Here is a 20,031-nt window from a genome sequence, read left to right on the forward strand (position 1 = left end):
ATATAAAATTAAGAGGTACGTAAAGCGGGGCAGAGCTCAGGGGTCACCGGCGCCATTTCTCGTTGCCGTATTCATCGCCGGCGGATTAGCCTGTGCTCTGCGGTTTGATAATGCTACCTAATATCGTTTTCCGAGGCTCCTTTTCAGGAATCTCTGGGAAGGCAGTAGTGGTGGAAAGTATACTGAATAAAAAGCCAATGTCAAAGCTTTTTAGAACTCCATAGTGGTTTGGTAGTGGGTTGATTTTACTCTCGCACTACTTGGTTGGGTGTGGTATGCTATGAAAAACTCGGGAAAACTCGATTTTTGAGTGTAATTGACTGTATTTCCATTTCCGACTGTTTTGTTCATATTATTTTGTTTGCCGTATCATTTTTTGACTGACCATGATCATCACCTACCACTCAGCAGCATGCTTCAAAGTGCAATTTGGCGACACTACGCTCGCCTTCAATCCTATATCTAAAAAAAGTTCGTCTTATAAACCGGTTCGATTTAGCGCCGATGTTGCGCTGGTGAGTATCCAGCACCCTGATTTCAATGGGGTTGACCAGGTCAAGCATGGAGATAAAGAGCCTTTCATCGTTCGCGGTCCGGGTGAATACGAAGTAAACGGCGTGGCTATACGTGGATACCTTTCGAGTTCTGAATATGACGGCAAGAGACACCACAACACTATTTATGTGGTCGAACTAGATGGAATGAGACTTTGTTATCTTGGTGCGTTGGGCGAGAAAGAGATCTCGCACGAAGCTCGTGAAGCGCTTGAAGATATCGATATTTTGTTCGCACCGATCGGTGGCAACGGCGTTCTGGATGCGACCAGCGCATATAAGCTATCGGTTGCTCTAGAGCCACGGATCATCATTCCGATGCTTCACGATGGAAGCGGTTCAAGCGATGACAGTATTGCCACCTTCCTTGAGGAAGGTGGCCGGGAAAAGGTGACTTCAGTCGACAAACTAACGGTGAAACAAAAAGATGTTGCCACTAAAGAAGGGGAGATCGTGGTTCTGGCAGCACAATAGTTCGACAGTCTATGGGTTCATGGCTCACAAATTTGCGTAAGAAACCGCCGGAAGCAAGACAGAAGTATGCGCTTTTAACTGCCGGCACGATCACGTTTGTTCTCATTGGTGTGTGGGTTATGATGAGTGTGCCGACCTGGACGAATACACAAAACGAAGAGACGGTCTTCTCTTCTTCGATGTCATCTATCACGTCAACGTTTCAGGATCTGTTCGAGTCTTTTGATCTTGTGAGCACATCGACTCCACCAAACGCTGAGGAAAATGTTGATTCACCGTACATGATCGAAGGGGCAACATCTACTGCAACGTCTATAGATGAAGCGAATGATCAGGAGGCTAACGCCACCTCTTCTGAGGGGTATTCGAGCGCAACTACAAGCACATCGACTATTGATACAGTTGAATGAGGCGAGGGAAAGGTATAAGATACGAGAATTACGCGTTATAGCTTAGCGCTAACGTCACGGACCATGGCAGAAAAAAATAATTCCAATAATAAAAACGAGGAGAACAAAGAAGAAGGCAAGACCTCTACGCCGGAAGAATTGGCGCTGGCGAAACAGGTGGTTAGCGCGAGTATCACTGACGAGATGAAGGAGTCGTATCTCGATTATGCGATGTCAGTTATTACGTCGCGCGCCCTGCCTGATGTAAAAGACGGCTTAAAGCCTGTGCAGCGCCGTATTCTCTATGCAATGCACACAATGAACCTTAACGCCGGGGGGAAGTTTCGTAAGTCGGCCGCTATTGTCGGTGAAGTTCTCGGTAACTATCATCCACACGGTGACTCTTCTGTGTATGCAGCGATGGTTAACCTGGCTCAATCATGGTCGCTACGCTACCCGCTTGTATGGGGTCAAGGAAACTTTGGTTCGATCGACGATGATCCGCCTGCCGCTCAGCGTTATACGGAGGCAAAAATGACCAAGATATCAGGTGACATGCTCAACGATATTGAAAAGAGCACGGTTGACTGGCGGTCTAACTATGACGGTACAAAAAAAGAGCCGATCGTTTTGCCGGCAGGAGTACCGAACCTGCTTTTGAATGGAACATTGGGTATCGCTGTGGGTATGGCGACTAATATTCCGCCACATAATCTCAATGAGGTGATCGATGCGACAATGCATCTGATCGATACCCCGAAGGCTACCAACGAAGACATTCTTGGTTTTATAAAAGGACCTGACTTTCCGACCGGCGGGATCGCTTTTAACGAAGCTGATATTCATCATGCGAGCGCTACTGGAAAAGGGGGAGTGGTTGTGCGTGGAGAAGCGGAGATCGTGGAGGGAGCAAAGGGAACACATCAGATCATTATTACTTCGGTTCCGTATCGTACGAATAAAGCCGATCTGATAATTAAGATCGCTGATCTGGTGCGAAATAAAAAGATCGAGGGTATTAAAGATATCCGCGATGAATCAACTGACGAGATCCGCGTCGTGATCGATCTGAAAGGGGGAGGGCACCCGCAAAATGTGCTTAATAACATTTACAAATACACGCAACTTGAAGATACATTTCATTACAACATCGTAACGCTTGTTGACGGTATTCCGCAGACCCTTTCACTCAAAGGAGTGCTTGAGCAGTTTGTCCTGCACCGAGTTGATGTGATCACCCGGCGCACAAAGCATGATCTGGCGAAAGCAGAGGCTCGTGAGCATATACTGATCGGGCTGAAGAAGGCGCTTGATCACATCGATGCGATCATCAAACTCATAAAGAAATCAAAAGATACGCAGACCGCGCACGCGAATTTGATGAAGGAGTTTAAGTTCTCTGACCGACAGGCGACCGCTATTCTTGAGATGCGCTTGCAAAAACTGGCCGGTCTGGAGCGTCAAAAGATCGAAGAGGAATTGAAAGCAGTACAGCAACTGATCGCTGAACTTAAGGAAATTCTTTCCAGTGAGAAGAAGATCCGGAAGGTTATTAAGGACGAATTGACAGAAATGCAAAAATTGTACGGCGACGATAGGCGAACAAAGATCGTGAAAACGGGAGTTAAGTCAATGTCGGTTGAGGATCTTATTCCGGATGAAGAATCTACGTTGGTGCTGACAGCAAGTGGATACATCAAGCGCATGAGCCCTGACGAGTTTAAAAAGCAGAAGCGAGGTGGTGTTGGCGTGGTAGATATCGCAACCAAAGATGACGACTTTGTTCATACATTCCTGACCGCAAATACGCACAACGATCTGCTCTTCTTTACTGATGCTGGTAAGGTGTACCAGACAAAAATGTATGATGTGCCGGAAGGTAAGCGGGCGACTCGCGGTAAATCGATCATGAACTTCTTGCCAATAGAAGGTGATGAGCGTATTACAACTGTGTTGCCGATGCCCAAGGAGATCAAGAAAAGCGACGACCTTTCAGTTCTCATGATGACAAAACAAGGTGTGACCAAGCGGGTGAAGGCAGAGAATTTTTATGACGTGCGCCGAAGTGGGTTGATCACAATGAAGCTCGGCGACAATGATCAGCTCATCTGTGCTGATTTTGTGAGTGCCGGAGATGATGTGATAACGGTGAGTGCTCATGGTCAAGCAATTCGATCAAGCGCCAAAGAGATCCGTGAGATGGGACGAAGTGCTGCCGGTGTGCGTGGTATGAAACTCGGGAAGGATGACTATGTTATCGGTGCGCAGGTCATAAGAAGCGATGCGGTCAACCCCGGCCTGCTTGTATTGACCGCGGCAGGGTTTGGTAAAATTACCGATATTGATGAGTACAAAAAGCAAAAACGTGGCGGGAGCGGGATCAAAACATCAAAGGTGACAAAGAAAACCGGTGATATTATTGCCGCGCGTGTAGTAACCGACGAAGAAGAGCTTGTGGTAATGTCTAAGAAGAGCCAGGTGATTCGGACCAGTTTGACCGAAATTCCTCGTCTTGGTCGGGTTTCTCAAGGGGTGCGCATCATGAAGCTTCGTGAAAACGACGCAATCGCTTCGTTCATCTGTCTTTAAATGAAATGCACGTAGAGTATTAGGCCGTAAATTCATTTGAACGTAAGGAAAGTAAAAGAAACAATAGTATGGTGCTATTGTTTCTTTTGTTTATCACTATATTTTTTAGGCTTTATCTATATAGAATAGATAGAAAAGTTATCCCCTGGAACTCGTACTCCGCCCTGTTATACTAATTACAATTAATGTAAGCTTGAACCGCCATGACTGACCCTGCACATAACTGCGAACAACTTGGTTTACAGCCCGGACAACATGTAGCTGATCTTGGGTCAGGTGCCGGGTACTATACGATAGAGCTTGCTAAACGTGTTGGCACAGAAGGAAAGGTGTTTGCGATCGATGTGCGCAAGGATCTATTGGAAAAAGTAAAAAGTGCAGCACGAGATGAAGGGTTTGAAAATGTTGAAGTGGCTTGGGGAAATATAGAGGTGGAGAATGGAACCCGACTGCGTAGTGATTCGATCGACGTTGTGATCATAGCGAACACACTTTTTCAGATAGAAGATCAGGCTGGCTTGGCACGGGAGACGGTGCGCATTCTCAAGCCGAAGGGTACGTTGCTCGTGGTTGATTGGACAGGTTCGCACGGTGGAATTGGGCCGGTTGAAGAGCAGGTTGTGCCGGAAGAGAAAGCGCGAGAGTTATTTGAACTTGCCGGTCTTGAATTTGCAAATTCTATATCGACCGGTGAACATCATTACGGATTTATAATGGAAAATCGAACATGACAGATCTATCCCCCTTCAAGGTTGCTGTTTTAATTGGCTTTGGGCTCATGCTTTTTGGCGGTTTTATTGCGCTTACGTTGTTTTCCGGTGCGGGTGGTGGTGAGACGGTGACTATTAATCTATGGGGCACGGCGCCACAAAGTATTGTAAGAGAGGCTATTAAACAATCTGTGCCGGACGATACAACGGTTCGAGTTGAGTATATAGAAAAGGAAGCGGATACATTTGATACAGAGTTATTAGAAGCACTTGCTGCAGGAGAGGGGCCTGACCTGTTTTTCTTGCCGCAAGACAAAATATTGAAGCACCAAGGCAAACTTTGGACTATTCCGTTTGAGTCGTATGAAGAGCGAAGGTTCCAGGATACGTTTGCGAGTGTTACTGAGGTTTACCTTACATCGCAAGGATCGATCGGTCTGCCGATCATTGTTGATCCAATGGTGATGTACTGGAACCGAACGCTTTTCGATCAACATAGAATTTCCGCACCCCCGCAAACATGGGATAGTTTTAACAACGAGCCTCTTCGTTCGTTTATCGACAGAGATGGCCAGCAGATAGACCAAGCAATGATCGCTTTTGGTAACTTTAGTAATATTACAAACGCAAAAGACATACTTACCACACTGGTCATGCAGTCAGGGTCTCCGTTAGTAGAGCGCCAAGGTCTAGATACGTATCGGGCGGTCATGGGCATTTCTCAGGAAGGACAGGTGATCTCTTCGGCTGTCGCTGCAGTGAACTTCTATACCCAATTTGCCGATCCGAATAAGGTTGTCTATACCTGGAACAACTCTCTCCCTGATTCAAAGCAGATGTTCTTGAACGGTGACTTGGCGGTTTACGTAGGTTTTGCCTCAGAGCGTAATGATCTTATGCGGGAGAATCCTAACTTGGATTTTGGGGTGGCTATGCTTCCTCAGTCTTCCGGGAGAGATCAGCAATTAACCGGTGCGCGACTGGAGGCCCTTGCGATACCGTCTCAATCGCAAAAGAAAGGGGTGGCACTCACTGCTGCGGCACTGCTCACGGAAGGTGAGGGTGCGCGCATTATTGCTGAATGGAGCGGCTTGCCACCGGCACGCCGAGATCTGTTGTCTGAAACACAGAGTCGGTCGCATATGGACGTATTCCATGATTCTGCTTTTATTTCTCGAAGCTGGTTCGATCCGGAGCCGGAATCAAGCACAGAGGTTTTTCGGGAAATGATACAGTCGATCCAGTCAGGTCGGTTGCAGCCAGCTGAAGCTATAGGTCGAGCGAATAGAGAGCTGCAAAATCTTTTGGACCAGTGATATGACCACGATACTAAAACACAATAAACTAATGTGGGCGGTATGTAGTACTGTTGCGTTGCTTGCTGTAGTTGTTGGAGGGGTCGCGCCCACGCAAGCTAGCGCGCAGGAGCCTGGTGACTGTCGAGCAGATGGAGGGGGTGGCGTGTTGAGCGGGCTCGTTCCATGCGGGTGCGATACTAATGGGGACGATATAGTGAATGGCGATGAGCGCTGTGATTTTTCAGATATAATGACGCTGATCCAGAATATTATCACCTGGATCATTCTGTTCACTATCCCGGTCGCTGCTTTGATGTTCTCGTATGCTGGCTTCTTATTGATATCTGCGCAGGGTGACGAAGGGAAAATAAGGCAAGGCAAGCAGATATTTGGATATGTGCTGACAGGTTTTGTGTTTGTGCTAGCAGCGTGGCTGATCGTGTACACAGTTGCCAGTGTGTTATTAGACGACGAATTTTTACAATTTCTTGAGTAATAATATGATCAATAAAAAGTATATCTCACTTGTTTTCTCGTATTGTCTCGTGTTCGTTTTTCTTGTAGCGCTGGTCACTCCTGTTGTTGTCGGGGCTCAAAGTGGGACAATCCCCGGTGATTCCGGAATACAGAATCCGCTTGGTGAAGATGGGCCAACTACATTAATGAGTTTCATTGAGATCATCATTACTAATATAGTATTACCTATCGCTTCGGTAGTTGTGGTTCTAGCGATTATTTACAGCGGTTTTCTCTTTGTTGCAGCGCGTGGGAACCCGACTAAGCTTGAACATGCTCGTACGGCATTTACTTGGACAGTTGTTGGTACTGCTGTGCTTTTGGGCTCCTGGGTTATCGCAGCGGCGATCGAGGGGACGCTCTGTGAGATCACTGACGGTAATATTCCGGGACTGTGTAATTAATTCTAGCCATGCGTAACTCTGTTTCTACCCAGTTTAAACTCATAGCAGCCTCACTGTTCGGATTGCTGATCATGACGGCCCCGTTTACAGTCAGTGCTCAGTCACCGGGAACGTTTGCGGAGGTTGTGGGCGAATTTATTAGTATACTTAACGTTCTTTTCCCGCTTCTTGTTCTGGCTGCCATCATGATGTTTTTTTTGGGGCTGGCTAAATACGTTTTTCGAGCTGATGAAGAACCAATGGTGCAGCAAGGAAAGTTCTTGATGACTTGGGGACTCTTGGCGATATTTGTCTTATTCTCGATCTGGGGAATACTAGGTTTTATTTACGGCGAGTTTGGCTTTACTGATCCGTTCGGTGCGTTCTTGCTCCCAACGAGTTAGTTGCCTTCTTGTAGATCGTGTATACAAATTTCTATATGAAAAAATTCTTAAAAGAACAATGTTTTCTTCAAATGGTTATTTCAAGCTTGTTCATGTTACTCGTTGTTCCTGGTGTGGTGCGTGCGAGTAGCCATCTTGAAGTGGAAACAATGCTTGAAAACGTGATAGGGATCATTGAGACATTAATTCAGGTCTCTTTTGTTCTTATATTGGTAGCCTTTTTCTGGGGACTCGCTCGGTATGTTTTTAATGCGGGCAGCGAAGCGTCGATCCAGCAAGGCAAGCGCATTATGACCGGTGGCGTTATTGCTTTGACGGTCGCTTCACTGATCTGGGGAATTATAACGTGGGTTCGTGTTGAATTAGGGATCAGTGACACGTCTACTATAGAAATAATAGAAGGTCCTGGTGGGAGCGGGGCATAGAAGGGGTCGAGCGGAGGAGGAAGTCTACTTCCTCGTTCATCTTATTCCTTCAGGCTGCCCGGCGCAGCCGTGTATATAGTGTTGTTGTCCACAGAAGGGTCTAGTATAATGTTGTATGGGCTATTATAATGTTAAAAGCTACCTTTATTACCAATTATCACTAACAGGAGCTAGTCATATGAAAAAACAATTTTTAATGTACGGAACGCTTGCAGCAGTAATGGTGTTGACACCAGCTGTAGCTCTTGCGCAGGACCTGTCAGGAGTAGAAAACCTCATTGATTCGGTGCAAGATATTGTTAACACTTTAATTCCGATCATGTTTGCATTGATCGTTATCGCATTCTTTTATGGATTGGCGCGATACGTATTCAATGCTGACAACGAAGACGCTCGTGATCAAGGAAAGCGGATTATGGTGGGTGGTGTTATTGCACTAACCGTTGCAGCTTTGATCTGGGGTATTGTTTCTTGGATCGGTAACATTCTTGGAATTGAAGAAGATTCTAACCAGACCGTACCAACTATAAGCGTACGTTAGCTTTAACTGATGCCTTCTAACGTTCCAGAACTGCTCGATAAGATAAACGCCACGATCCTTAATCCACTGATCCTGCTCATGTTTACTGTCGCGACAGTACTCTTTGCATGGGGAGTGATAACATTCATCACGAGTGAAGAAGGGGGAGAGGCTCGACAGCAAGGAAAAACAAACCTTGTATACGGACTGCTCGGACTCTTTATCATGATCGCGGTCTACGGAATTATTAGGATCATTGGTGCGACGTTCGGTATACCTATCGCTGACCTCTATATTTTCTAGCTGAAAGCTAAAAAGAAATGAAAAAAGCTCCCTGTGCGCGCTGCGCAGAGGGAGCTTTGGTTTGATCGAAATGAACAGGTCGCTAATAATCCTTATATAAAGGCTGAACGACGATCGAACGATCAATCGGAGCAGTCACGTACACTGTGTCGTCCTCACCGATGTCTGGTTCTTCTCCGGGCAATATCCAAACCCCTTTATCGTTCCGGTCAGCCTTGAAGAGGTAATAGAAGTTACCCTCTTGGGAGGAAGTAACCTTTAGGGTCCAGGGCGTCCCGGGCTCACCTTCCAACCGGATCATCCGTTCCTCTCCCGCCTCCACGAAAATCTCTTCACCTGCCCGATTGTATTGGGTCCATGGGACCGGCTCATTCCGAGTGCGTTGAACTCGACGATCAGATCTGTGTTCTTGATCGTCGGACAACAGCGGTGGAAGAAAGATAAAGGCGCCGATGATAACACCTGCCCAGATAAGTGTTTTTTTGAGAGAAGAGTTTCTTGCTCCAGAGGGAAGAGACATCTTGGGGATGTACGCCTTCATCGTTGCAAGATCGATCTTCCTCGTTTTTTTGGTTTTGCTCGTGAGGCTTTGGTCTCTAATAAGTCTCCAGACGCCAATGCAGAATACTATGAGTAAAAGGACGCTAACGAGTATAAGTGCCATTTGGGTACCTCCGTGTTTGGTTGTGGTAAGGTTCAGTCAGTAGATATTATTACATATATGAATACATATGTCAATTTATATTGAATATAAAAAACTGCTCGTTGCTTGTGCAACGAGCAGGGGGTTAAAATAACATCTTACGTTTAGTCAATGTGCGCCTTGGAAATTGATGTGACGCTCTTGATAAGATCATCGAAGGTGCCGCCTGTCATAAGCAAGTGATTGTTGCCCTGTTGAAGAGCTCTTTCCATTTGCTGGAGTTGGTAGGCAAGTCTGCCTTCGTCGTCTTTCATTTTCTTGGCTAGCTGTCCAACACCAAGAGCACGGGCCTTGTAGAGAGCTTTCTCAGCTTCTGCACGAGCTTTACCCTCAGATTCAATTACCTTTGCGCTCCCGATCCCTTCGAGTTCTAGTCGTTCTCTCTCTGCTTGGGCGTTCGTTATGGTCGTGCGTTTTTGAGCCAACGCACTGCTTGCCTCGGAAACTGATGCATTAACTACGCGAGGGATCCCAAAATCGGAAACCCAAACGCCTTCAACATCGATACCCCACCACTCCTTTTGTTTTGTGGAAGCATTTGATCCAGCTTCCACATCGTTTTCGGGTGGTTGCGCATCCGGTTCGCCGACCAGGAATTCGACAGCTTTGGTCAGTTGGTCGTTGATCCAGTGATGTCGCCGGGTTCCCTGTGCCAATGTTGTTTTTCCAGCAATGGCCTGAAGTGCAGGCTCAGCTGTCTGCATTTGATGCCGGTTGGCTTTGTTAACACTGCCCACCATTTTCAGAAATAGAGCATGGGCACCGGGTTCCCCATCTATCTTCCAGCGAACGACTACTCGGGGGCATGTGCTGATCCGTGCACCGTATGGTGACTGAGCGTCTTCTTCCCGTAACAGTTTCCCTTCCTCACCATCCGGATACTTAGCTGTTGCTGCCGGCTCCCAGACTACCTCAAAGGCATCTTCAACGATAAACGCTTCATCGTTTTCAGAGGCACTTGTGCTGACAGGATTTCCCAATTCGTCTTTCTTGATGACAGAACCAAACTCAAGTTGTATGTAGTTTTGGGTTGCTGTTTCAAGAGAGGAGATGCCAAAGGGAACGAAGTGAATACCGGTGTCTGCGTGTTTGATCGGTGCTCCAAAGTAGAGTACTGTACCGATTTCGTCTACTCTAACTTTTTTGAAACTAAAGATCGTGTAAATTGCAACCACGATTATGCCGGGAATTAACCAGCGGACGTCTGTAAACACAATAGGCAAGAGTAATCCCGCCAAAGCGATGACTAAGTAGATCCAGATGACTGTGCGAAGGAAGCTTACTTCCGTCTTCTTCATATCTTTACATATCCGTTCGATCGCTTCCTTTTTTCTCTGGTCAGCGGTACTGGGTTTTTCCGAGGCGGTTGAATCAGAACTCATGACGATCTTTCCTTCCTCTCCCAATAGGGAGATATGTTGTAAGGTGCACTTTGTGGGAGAACGAACTGGTTATAATAGTACTTAAATTAATGAATTTGTCAATATATTATATGGGTAATATTTTGACAAATAGGTGTTTAATGTTATATTAAGTACACCTGATTGTTCCTTTTATACACTTGTTTGAAGGAGTGAAGTATGACTTTGTCACCGACTGCATCCGTGTTTGGTTTATTTCTTGTTGTTGGGCTTCCGATCTTCTTAATGGTAGGGGTCTTTTGGGTGCTGATTCGAGGTTCTAAAAACATGGAGATTGAGGCTGAACGTAAGAAGCAGGCTGCGCGTAACCCACGGAAGCGCTACTATGGGCCCCCGTTTAAAGTTTGGCAGACGGTTTATGTTCCGGATATGGAACGTAAAGCTGTTGCTCAAAGTTTCCAAGTCCCAAAAGTAATCAATAAGCGGACAAAGGCAATGCTGCTCTCGGAGCAGTTTCCTTACTGGAGAAGCGGAAAAGTCTCCTTGGTTCGTACAACGCCTTATGACTTAGGTTTCGAGGCGGGGTGCGAAGGCCACGTTGCGGTCGACCTGAAAACTGAGCGTAAAACGATACTCATTAGAAGGGTCTTGGCGCGCGCTAAGAGTCTTGGGTTGAAACCGTGCCACCCGGTACTCCCTCTGTTTTTACGACTCCAATTAGATACCAAGGACAAGATAGAGGTTGTTGTCGATCCGGTCTCCTGTAACGATACACGTTTATTCCGATGCATATTGCACTATGGGTTCAGTAATGATCGGAGTAGTAGTGTGGAGCGCTTCCGTGTTGAAGAGTTTGTGCCAATCGATGAGGGCGACGGAGTGGACGTGTTCACCCGACTGATCTTTGCTTTGCCGAACGAATGATTATTTGGATTGATGTTTTTCACCAAATCAAGCCCTCGCCTATAAAGCGAGGGCTTTTAAACAGGTGTTATATTTCTAACTGTTGAAGGTATTTTTAGTGGTTACTTATTATGTGGGCAGGGGGAGACTCGAACTCCCAAGCCGTAAAGGCACTAGCTCCTAAGGCTAGCGTGTATACCAATTCCACCACCTGCCCATTTATTCTATTGTACTAGCGCCACAACTGGTGTGAGTACGTAGCGCGTTGCCTCGCGCATCCACTCGTGTTCTCGGATCACATCCGCGATCGGCGGGCTCACCGTATAATACAGGGATACGAGAGAATTGCCAACCGGATTCGGCAGAAGTGTGTTGTCACGAAAATTACGAAGATGAACTATATCCTGATCAAGGTCAGTGCCGAATGCAGCTGTTGCGATGAAGCATCCACCACCGTCCTCAGGAGCCTCTTCGACCACGGCTACAGCGCACTGGAAAGTGAGAGTCCGCTCTTCTGTTTGTATGTCTACCTGTGCCTTCTTGATTCCAACGGTACCGTATACTCCAATTGCACGGTCTGGATCATCGTTATCTTGATTAAGATCATTGTCGCCGTCCCATATATAGCTAAACTCTCGCGTATTAGCCCCGAACGCGTTTGCGCGCCATTGGATTTCTTCACCAATAACATGCGGCGGACTTTCAACGTCGCAGGAGAGTCGGGCACTGTCAAGTTCTTCGGGTGGAAACTGCATGAACTCCGCCTTGCAGGGGAGTGTAATAGACTGATTTCCGGATGAGATAGTGACAATGCCATCCTTTATGCCGTCATTAAAGTATTCTTTGGTAACTGTGTGCTCACTGCTTTCAAGTCCCTCTGATCCTTCCCAGTCATACACAACGTCGTTTATACCGCCACGGGCGTTTGCTTCCCAGGTTATTTCATTTGTACGCGTATTTAGTTCTGCAGTGCACGAGCCGGTTAGTGGTGGTTCGATGACCTGTATAGACCGAGAACAAGTAAAGCTGGTACGGCTTTCTCCATCGGTGGAAACCGAAACAGAGGCTGTTTTTTGCCCCGTACTTTCGTATCGGATCACTCTTTGCTCTCCGGTTCCTTCAAGATCACCGCTTCCATCCCACTCATACTGATAGCGACCGGTACTGCCGCCAATAGCAAACGCGCGCCAATTAGCTTCTTGGTTAATTTCTATGCGTTCCTTCTCAGGTTCACATGATCCGGTTATGCCGGTAGTATCTATGTCCTCAGCTATTACTTCCTGTAGAACGGTAAATATCCGCTCTGCCATTATTTCGTATCCCTCGTCGTTTGGATGGACCGGATCGGAAAGACGCGATGGTTTACCGTGAATGTCTTGCATAATGTTGCGCACATACGCCGCATCGGTCTCGTCGGCAAGATCTTGATAGTCTTGTTCACGATCAAATCGAAACAGCTGTCCATGGGCGCTGGCTAAAATGACATGCGCTCCGTTATCCTGGATCCGAGTTACAATTTCCTCGAGGTTATCAAATGTTTCTTCTTTAGGTACATCTTGAAGTATATCGTTGCCGCCAAGTAAAACTATGACAATGTCCGGATCTTTTCTGAGAACCGCGGTATCAAGTCTATTTAGAGCATCTTCAGTTGTGTCGCCGGTTCGACCTTCATTGTCGATCGAAAGTTCTGTCCAACGTTCCAGGTCGGAAACATATCCATTGTCGCTTGAACCAACGCCAACCGTGAGGCTGTCACCGAATGCGACAATATCAAGATTATTGACTGGTGTTGCAGCAGAAAGGGTGAAGACAGGTATAAGTAAGACCGCGCCAACAAGTGCGCCAATGAGGAGCATGATCGTAATGAGTCGGCGGGAAAATATCATGACATTAGTAAACTCCTTCCCAGGGAGAGTGTCAAGGGTCTGGGAAGGAAATTATCTAGAGTTGTCTTATAAAAAGTTCGAGTGTGATAGTACTCGAACGTAACATTATTTTTTCCTCCACGGGAAAACTACGTTTTCTCGACCCCTTTCCTTGGTTCAAATCTAAGATGGCCGAGATATAGAAAATCACCCATATAAAAATGAGTGACGTCACTTGTCCGCCCACTTGGATTTGGCCCCGCGAGTTCTAAGTATTTTGCTTCGCTCACTCTCAAAATAAAACTTCTTGTGTTTTCTTCGAAAAAATCCGCGAAGCGAATGTGTGCTTTTTTGGATATGGAACGTTACACTTGCAAAAAACACACATTCGCCTGGCCGGCGCCTCACATCACTTCGCGATATGTTCCGGCGCTTCAAATCCAAACGAAAGATCATAAATGACCTTTCTCTGGGCGGACAAAAAACCGCTCCGCTTTTTTGTCCGCCCACTTGGATTTGAACCAAGGACCGTTCGCTTAAGAGGCGACTGCTCTACCAACTGAGCTATGGGCGGATATATAGGTTGTTGAAATTTTATAACACAAAAATACTTGTATTGCACGTGTGGGCGAGGCGGGAGTCGCCGTCAGCTCACATCAATCTTTTATTTCGCTTCGCTCATAAAAGATTGTGTGGCTCCTGGCCGGGCTCGCCTGCCTCTCCAGGTATTCGAGACATGGCTCCGCCTTTCGACTCCCGACGAACACGCATAAATGCGTGTTCTCCTCTTCTCTGTGATTAACAATAGTGTAGGTACCATAGGTATCCAGTTTATTGTTGTGTGGGCGAGGCGGGAGTCGAACCCGCATCCGCATGGCGGACAGCATTTTAAGTGCTGCGTGTATACCATTCCACCACTCGCCCTATCGCTTTTTGCCTTTTCCTCCTAAGGCGGACCAGCCTCGGGCTGGCAATTCCCGACGCACCTAAAGCAGTTTAGATGCTCCTCAACCACTGCGAAAACCCGAAGGTTTTCTTGAGGCCGAGGCGGGAATCGAACCCGCGTGTAAGGGTTTTGCAAACCCGTGCCTTACCACTTGGCGACTCGGCCGTCTGTCTCTATAACATCATACTGTATCACAGATCTCGTGACACCTCCTCAATGCGCTGGCGATGTTTTTCGCCACGATCGAGTTCAACGCTCAGCCACGGAATACGACCAAGTTCAGTGTGAGATTTCATGTATTCTTTGAGCTCGTATATTTTTTTCTGGCCGAGAGCAACGATTTCATCGGTTCGCTCGTCAGGGAATACCGTAATGTAGATGGTTGCGTACTGGTAGTCGCTACTCACTTTTGTATTCGTCACTGTCACGAGGCAGTTAGTAGGGGTGACGTCATTAAAAAAAGCAGCAGCTTCGTGCTTTAAAAGTTCAGCTACTTGTTCCTGTCGGCGAGCCATAACGAAGCAATTAAAACATTATCTTTTAATAATGTCAAAAGCCTCAATGAAGTCTCCTGGCTGGATCTCGATCCGCGCCTCGATCTCTGTACCGAATTCCATTCCTTCTTCAACTTTTGATACGTCTGCTTTCTGTTGCTGAAGATTTTTTATGGTGCCTTTGGCTATCTCCGCCTCTCGTCGATAGATAGAGATCTTTTCGCCAACTTTGAGAACACCTTCCTCGACTCGACCGCCGAGAACTTGCCTGTGTTTTGTTTGACTAAACCGTCGAAGAACTTTTGCTTTACCGGTAGTTTCTTTCTCCTCGATCGTTGGTGTGCGTCGTTCAACCGCTGTGGTAAGCCAATCAACAGCGTCATAGATAATATCAAATGTACCCATTTCGATATCATCGCGTTGCGCAATGGTTTTTGCAGTGTTGCTTATATCAATATTAAAACCAACGATGATCGCTTTGTTGTTGGTCGATGCTAGCATGACGTCGTTTTCATTGACCGGACCGATACCTTTGTGAACGACATCGAGCCTCACTCGTTCATTTTCAAGCTTCTTAAGTTCGTGACTCAACCCTTCAATGCCACCGGTTGTATCGGCTTTCAAAATGATCGGAATACTTTCTTGCTCGGGGTTACCTGCATCTTCTGCTGGTCTATCAGTTCCTCCTGATAGCTGTTGTTCAATATCCTGCTCGGCCTCTTTCTTGTTTGCAACTGTTTTCCATTTTGCACCTGCTGCTGGCATGTCGCTCCAGCCGACAATGTTAACAGGTTGAGATAATGTTGCTTCATTAATGGATTCACCGCGAAAGTTTTCCATAATACGTACTGGGGCATACGTAGGTCCGGCGGTAACAAATACATTTTTAGTAAGTGTGCCGTTCGTCACAATAAGTGTTGCGGCTATGCCGCGCTTGGGATCACGTTTACTCTCGAGAACAACGCCGGAAGCGGGTGCGGCCGGGTCAGCTGATAGTTCTTCCATTTCAGCTACCAGTCCGATCATTTCAAGTAGTCCGTCGATGCCGGTGCCTTTGAGTGCCGATATTTCAACGATCGGTACGTTGCCTCCGAATTGTTCAATATAGACCTCATGCTCAAGCAAGCTTTGTTTGGTTCGCTCAACGTCAGCGTTTTCCTTGTCGATCTTGTTAACTGCCACAATGTACGGGATCTCAGCTGCACGTATGGCATCGAGAGCTTCTTTGGTCTGTGGCTTCATACCGTCATCAGCGGCAACGATGAGAATGGCAATGTCGGCAACCTCAGCTCCACGGGCACGGACACCTGAAAACGCTTCGTGGCCGGGTGTGTCCAAAAAGGTCATGCTGTGTTCCTTGCCGTCTGATCCGGTTGAGGTGACTTCGTATGCGGAAACGTGCTGGGTGATACCCCCGGCTTCACTGTCCACTACTTTGGTATGCCGAATAGTATCAAGTAGCGTGGATTTTCCGTGGTCGATATGGCCCATTACGGCTATGATCGGCGGTCGTGTTGTAGTAGAGGTGGTTGTACTCATAGGTAGTAGTTTTTTATTCATCAAACACCCTCTTTCCTCCGGGTGTTACTTCTTGTTGCCTTGCGTTAGAACTCGGGCGAGGTCAATAACATTCTGTTCCTCCTCAGATAATTCCTGGTGGGGCTTAAAGCTCGTCACGCGCTTAGAGAAGACATTTGTTCGCTCGCGTGCATAAAGACTTGAGAGCACAATGCCATCACCGCGCTCAGAAATCAAGGCTGTAGCAAAACTATGGTTGCCACCAGACCCATCTCCGGCGAATGGATTGAACCGAACCGTTTCAACTCCACGAACAGCAGTTTGCATTCTATTTTCTAGATCATTGATGTGGGTTTCTGTTTTTTCCCGAAATCCATTGAGTTTATCGAGGTTCTTGTAGATCGCAACTAATGTGTCCTCTAGAGTTTCAGCGTTTTTTGTAGCTAAGAGGATGCTGAATTTTCGCTCAATACGAATGATCCAGTAAATGAGGAATAGCACAAGTGCTACGAGAACAACAATAACAGCAATTACAAGAATATCGAGTGAAACAGGTAGGTCAATGTTCATAGATGTGCAACAGAGTACGTGAAATGATTAAATATCCCCAATAGGATCGGGGAAGGCAAAACAAGGCCAATAAAGTCACTTTTGATTATATACGGGACACAACAGAAGTGCAATTCAGGGATATTCACGCGTACCCCATAACTAGAAAAATGGGTCTAAATATGATATAGTTTGAGTATAGAAAGAAGCGGGCGAATGACTTCCATGGCAGTGTGTCGGGTATGAATTATCTATTAACTAACGCATATTCTCAAAAATTGTTATGAACATGCCTCCATTCCACAACTTTACAACAAAGGGCAAGGAAGCGATTCGCAAAGCGCACGAGCTTGCGATCGAGCGTGGGCAGAACCACGTGAACCCGCTCCACTTGCTTACGGCTCTGATTCTGCAGGAAGAGTCAATGGTGACATCGATCCTCGACAAACTCGAGATCGATACCATCATGCTGACCGATTCTCTGATTGAGCAGATCGAGGCACCGGAGGCCGCTCACACTATGTCGCCGTCGTACCAGATCTACCTCACTCCTGAGCTGGCAACCATTATCGAGGATTCTGCTCGTATTGCTCAAGAGCTTGGCGATGAGTTTGTTTCAACCGAACACCTTTTTATCTCTACGATCGAATCGCCGGGCAATGCTAAAGAGATGCTGAATCAATTTCACATCGAAAAGGAGAGTGTATTGGCTGTACTTGAGGAGCTTAAGCACAGTTCAATGGTGGATACTGAGGAGACACCAAAGAAAAATAAGAATCTTGCCCGGTATACCCGCAATCTCACTCAGGAAGCGGCTGAAAATAAGATCGACCCGGTCATTGGACGAGAAGAGGAGATCGCTCGCATCATTCAGATCCTCTCACGACGCACAAAAAACAACCCAATGCTTATCGGTGAAGCCGGTGTCGGTAAGACCGCCATCGTCGAGGGTCTGGCAGCAAAAATTGCATCCGGGGATGTGCCGGAGTCATTGAAAGATAAGGAGATCGTTTCGCTCGACCTCGGTCTCTTGATCGCCGGTACGAAATACCGCGGAGAGTTCGAGGAGCGTCTTAAAAATATTATTAAAGAGGTCGAACGATCAGAAGGTCAGATCGTGCTCTTTATCGATGAGATCCACACGATCGTCGGTGCTGGTGCGGCTGACGGTTCGGTTGATGCTTCGAACATGCTTAAACCAGCGCTTGCTCGTGGAGGGTTGCGCGCTGTTGGGGCTACAACATTCAAGGAATATCAGCGTCATATTGAAAAAGATCCGGCACTCACTCGTCGTTTTCAGCCTGTGCATGTAAATGAGCCGACCGATGAAGACACTATTACGATTCTTCGTGGACTCAAGGAACGCTATGAGCTGTACCACGGTGTCGGTATCACCGACGAATCTATCCGCTCAGCGGTGACGCTTTCGAGTCGATATATAACCGATCGTTTTCTGCCAGATAAGGCTGTTGATTTGATCGATGAATCTGCTTCATATCTCAAGATCTCTCTTGAGAATATGCCGCCGCAACTTCAGGAAACTCACCAGCAGATCATGAAACTCGAGATCGAGCGAGAAGCTTTGAGAAAGGAAGCGGAAGAAAATAATAATAAAAAAGCAAAAACGCGTACGAAGCAAATTGATCGCGAGATCGCTGATCTGCGTGAGAAGACATCCGAGTTAGAATTGAAATGGAAGAACGAAAAGGAGACTGTGTCAGGTATTAAAGTAGATAAAGAACAGCTCGAACGGCTGCGCCTAGAAGCGGAAGCGGCAGAATCACAAGCTGACCTCACGAAAGCCGCGGAGATTCGCTACGGAGCCATTCCGGCGATCGAAAAGGATCTGGAAAATAAAACAAAACGCCTCAAGCAACTTCAAAAAAGTCGACGGATCCTGCATGAAGAGATCACAGGCGAGGATGTCGCAAGTGTGGTCTCACGCTGGACCGGTATCCCGGTAGCACGAATGCTTGAGGAGGAAGCAGAGAAACTTAATCGAATGGAAGAGATGCTCAAGGCTCGGGTTATTGGGCAGGAAGAGGCTGTCCAGAAAATAGCTGATACGGTTAAGCGATCGCGCGCAGGTATTGCTGATCCTAACCGACCGATCGGCTCGTTCATGTTCCTTGGTCCGACCGGTGTTGGAAAAACAGAGCTGACCAAGGCCCTTGCTGAATTTATGTTTGACGATGATGAGGCATTGATCCGAGTTGATATGTCAGAGTTCATGGAGCGACACGCTGTGTCCAAGCTCGTCGGTTCACCTCCGGGATATGTAGGTCATGAAGAGGGTGGTAACTTAACCGAACAAGTACGCCATCGACCGTATTCGGTCATTCTTTTTGATGAGATCGAAAAAGCGCATCCGGAAGTGTTCAATATTCTACTTCAGGTGCTCGATAACGGTCACTTAACTGATGCAAAGGGAAAAAAGGTCAACTTTAAGAACACGGTTATTGTTATGACCTCAAACGTTGGAGCAAGCTATATTGATCAAATGCAGCAGATCGGTTTCTCAAGCGCGAATGATCAGGATAAAGAAAATTACGATCATGCAAAAACTAAAGTAATGGAGAGCTTGAAGGAGTCGTTCAAACCTGAGTTTTTGAATCGACTTGATGATATTGTCATGTTCGATATTCTTAGTCGCCAGGCAATACGGGGCATCGTGCGCAACCAGGTTGATATAGTGAAAGATCGACTTGCTGAAAAAGAGATTACCTTGAAGGTTTCTAACAAGGTTATATCGTATCTTGCAGACGAGGGGTACGACCCACAGTACGGTGCGCGCCCGCTTAAGCGCTTGATTCAAAGCAAGATCCTAACACCTGTTGCGTCGATGATGGTCTCACAAGGGGTGATGCGCGGTGGATCGGTCAAGGTTGATCTGGACGATAAAGGAGAATTTTCCTTCGATGTAAAGAAAGGGAAAAAAGGAAGCTTTATACGAGATAAAATTGAGATTGAAGATCAAAGCGCCTCAGAAAAGCCTCAACAGAAAAAGACAACAACAAAGACATCTGCCAACACAAAGTCAAAACCAAAGCAAAAGAGGAAGGAGCCAGTGGGAGCGAAGAAGTAAAAAATACAAAAAACAGCCCAAAGCAAATGGGCTGTTTTTTGT

Annotated in this window: 19 protein-coding genes and 4 tRNA genes; 13 read left to right on the plus strand and 10 right to left on the minus strand. The window is 46.7% G+C overall.

Going from position 1 to position 20,031, the window contains the following annotated elements:
* Positions 1-386 precede the first annotated feature (386 nt).
* The 11 genes from WD312_01955 (at position 387) to WD312_02005 (ending at position 8,565) form a co-directional block, all read left to right on the plus strand.
* On the plus strand, positions 387-1,028 hold the full coding sequence (locus WD312_01955) for an MBL fold metallo-hydrolase (GenBank protein MEX2563858.1): 642 nt from the start codon (positions 387-389) through the stop codon (positions 1,026-1,028).
* 11 nt (positions 1,029-1,039) lie between these two features.
* Positions 1,040-1,438: a hypothetical protein gene (locus WD312_01960; protein ID MEX2563859.1), complete on the plus strand. Its 399-nt coding sequence runs from the start codon at positions 1,040-1,042 to the stop codon at positions 1,436-1,438.
* 63 nt (positions 1,439-1,501) lie between these two features.
* Complete coding sequence (gene gyrA, locus WD312_01965) at positions 1,502-4,006, plus strand: DNA gyrase subunit A (GenBank protein MEX2563860.1); 2,505 nt, start codon at positions 1,502-1,504, stop codon at positions 4,004-4,006.
* A gap of 203 nt (positions 4,007-4,209) precedes the next feature.
* Complete coding sequence (locus WD312_01970; GenBank protein MEX2563861.1) at positions 4,210-4,737, plus strand: methyltransferase domain-containing protein; 528 nt, start codon at positions 4,210-4,212, stop codon at positions 4,735-4,737.
* Complete coding sequence (locus tag WD312_01975; protein ID MEX2563862.1) at positions 4,734-6,032, plus strand: extracellular solute-binding protein; 1,299 nt, start codon at positions 4,734-4,736, stop codon at positions 6,030-6,032. Before WD312_01970 ends, WD312_01975 begins: the two co-directional genes overlap by 4 nt.
* Before the next feature lies 1 nt (position 6,033).
* Positions 6,034-6,510: a pilin gene (locus WD312_01980; protein MEX2563863.1), complete on the plus strand. Its 477-nt coding sequence runs from the start codon at positions 6,034-6,036 to the stop codon at positions 6,508-6,510.
* A 4-nt stretch (positions 6,511-6,514) separates the two neighbouring features.
* Positions 6,515-6,934 carry a hypothetical protein gene (locus tag WD312_01985; protein ID MEX2563864.1) on the plus strand — a complete coding sequence of 140 codons (420 nt, stop codon included), beginning with the start codon at positions 6,515-6,517 and terminating at the stop codon, positions 6,932-6,934.
* Positions 6,935-6,942: 8 nt separating this feature from the next.
* Complete coding sequence (locus WD312_01990) at positions 6,943-7,317, plus strand: hypothetical protein (protein ID MEX2563865.1); 375 nt, start codon at positions 6,943-6,945, stop codon at positions 7,315-7,317.
* A 35-nt stretch (positions 7,318-7,352) separates the two neighbouring features.
* Positions 7,353-7,742, plus strand: coding sequence for a hypothetical protein (locus WD312_01995; protein ID MEX2563866.1), 390 nt, complete (start codon positions 7,353-7,355; stop codon positions 7,740-7,742).
* A gap of 178 nt (positions 7,743-7,920) precedes the next feature.
* Positions 7,921-8,283, plus strand: a complete 363-nt coding sequence (locus WD312_02000) for a hypothetical protein (protein MEX2563867.1) — start codon at positions 7,921-7,923, stop codon at positions 8,281-8,283.
* 9 nt (positions 8,284-8,292) lie between these two features.
* Complete coding sequence (locus tag WD312_02005; GenBank protein ID MEX2563868.1) at positions 8,293-8,565, plus strand: hypothetical protein; 273 nt, start codon at positions 8,293-8,295, stop codon at positions 8,563-8,565.
* 82 nt (positions 8,566-8,647) lie between these two features.
* On the opposite strand, the gene WD312_02010 is transcribed toward WD312_02005, so the two are convergent.
* Positions 8,648-9,229: a hypothetical protein gene (locus tag WD312_02010; GenBank protein ID MEX2563869.1), complete on the minus strand. Its 582-nt coding sequence runs from the start codon at positions 9,227-9,229 to the stop codon at positions 8,648-8,650.
* Positions 9,230-9,372: 143 nt separating this feature from the next.
* Positions 9,373-10,650, minus strand: coding sequence for a hypothetical protein (locus tag WD312_02015; GenBank protein ID MEX2563870.1), 1,278 nt, complete (start codon positions 10,648-10,650; stop codon positions 9,373-9,375).
* A 408-nt stretch (positions 10,651-11,058) separates the two neighbouring features.
* On the opposite strand from WD312_02015, the gene WD312_02020 reads away from it, so the two are divergent.
* Entirely contained in the window at positions 11,059-11,553 is a 495-nt protein-coding gene (locus WD312_02020) for a hypothetical protein (GenBank protein MEX2563871.1), read from the plus strand.
* Positions 11,554-11,666: 113 nt separating this feature from the next.
* Here the strand turns inward: WD312_02020 and WD312_02025 are convergent.
* From WD312_02025 to WD312_02060, 8 genes are all read right to left on the minus strand, one after another.
* Positions 11,667-11,749 (minus strand) — tRNA-Leu (locus WD312_02025).
* 7 nt (positions 11,750-11,756) lie between these two features.
* Complete coding sequence (locus tag WD312_02030) at positions 11,757-13,418, minus strand: CFI-box-CTERM domain-containing protein (protein MEX2563872.1); 1,662 nt, start codon at positions 13,416-13,418, stop codon at positions 11,757-11,759.
* Between the two features lie 480 nt (positions 13,419-13,898).
* Positions 13,899-13,971: transfer RNA gene (locus WD312_02035), tRNA-Lys, on the minus strand.
* Positions 13,972-14,239: 268 nt separating this feature from the next.
* A tRNA-Leu gene (locus WD312_02040) sits at positions 14,240-14,321 on the minus strand.
* Between the two features lie 115 nt (positions 14,322-14,436).
* A tRNA-Cys gene (locus WD312_02045) sits at positions 14,437-14,508 on the minus strand.
* Positions 14,509-14,534: 26 nt separating this feature from the next.
* The gene (locus WD312_02050; protein ID MEX2563873.1) at positions 14,535-14,858 is read right to left on the minus strand and encodes a ribosome-binding factor A; all 324 of its coding nucleotides are present in this window, start codon (positions 14,856-14,858) and stop codon (positions 14,535-14,537) included.
* Between the two features lie 18 nt (positions 14,859-14,876).
* Positions 14,877-16,376 carry a translation initiation factor IF-2 gene (gene infB / locus WD312_02055; GenBank protein ID MEX2563874.1) on the minus strand — a complete coding sequence of 500 codons (1,500 nt, stop codon included), beginning with the start codon at positions 16,374-16,376 and terminating at the stop codon, positions 14,877-14,879.
* A 45-nt stretch (positions 16,377-16,421) separates the two neighbouring features.
* Positions 16,422-16,925: a DUF4446 family protein gene (locus WD312_02060; GenBank protein ID MEX2563875.1), complete on the minus strand. Its 504-nt coding sequence runs from the start codon at positions 16,923-16,925 to the stop codon at positions 16,422-16,424.
* A 262-nt stretch (positions 16,926-17,187) separates the two neighbouring features.
* Between WD312_02060 and WD312_02065 the strand changes: the two genes are divergently transcribed.
* The gene (locus WD312_02065; protein MEX2563876.1) at positions 17,188-19,989 is read left to right on the plus strand and encodes an AAA family ATPase; all 2,802 of its coding nucleotides are present in this window, start codon (positions 17,188-17,190) and stop codon (positions 19,987-19,989) included.
* Positions 19,990-20,031: the final 42 nt, after the last annotated feature.

This window comes from Candidatus Paceibacterota bacterium, from assembly GCA_040905715.1.
Classification (GTDB): Bacteria; Patescibacteriota; Minisyncoccia; order Phycocordibacterales; family CSBR16-193; genus JBBDHZ01.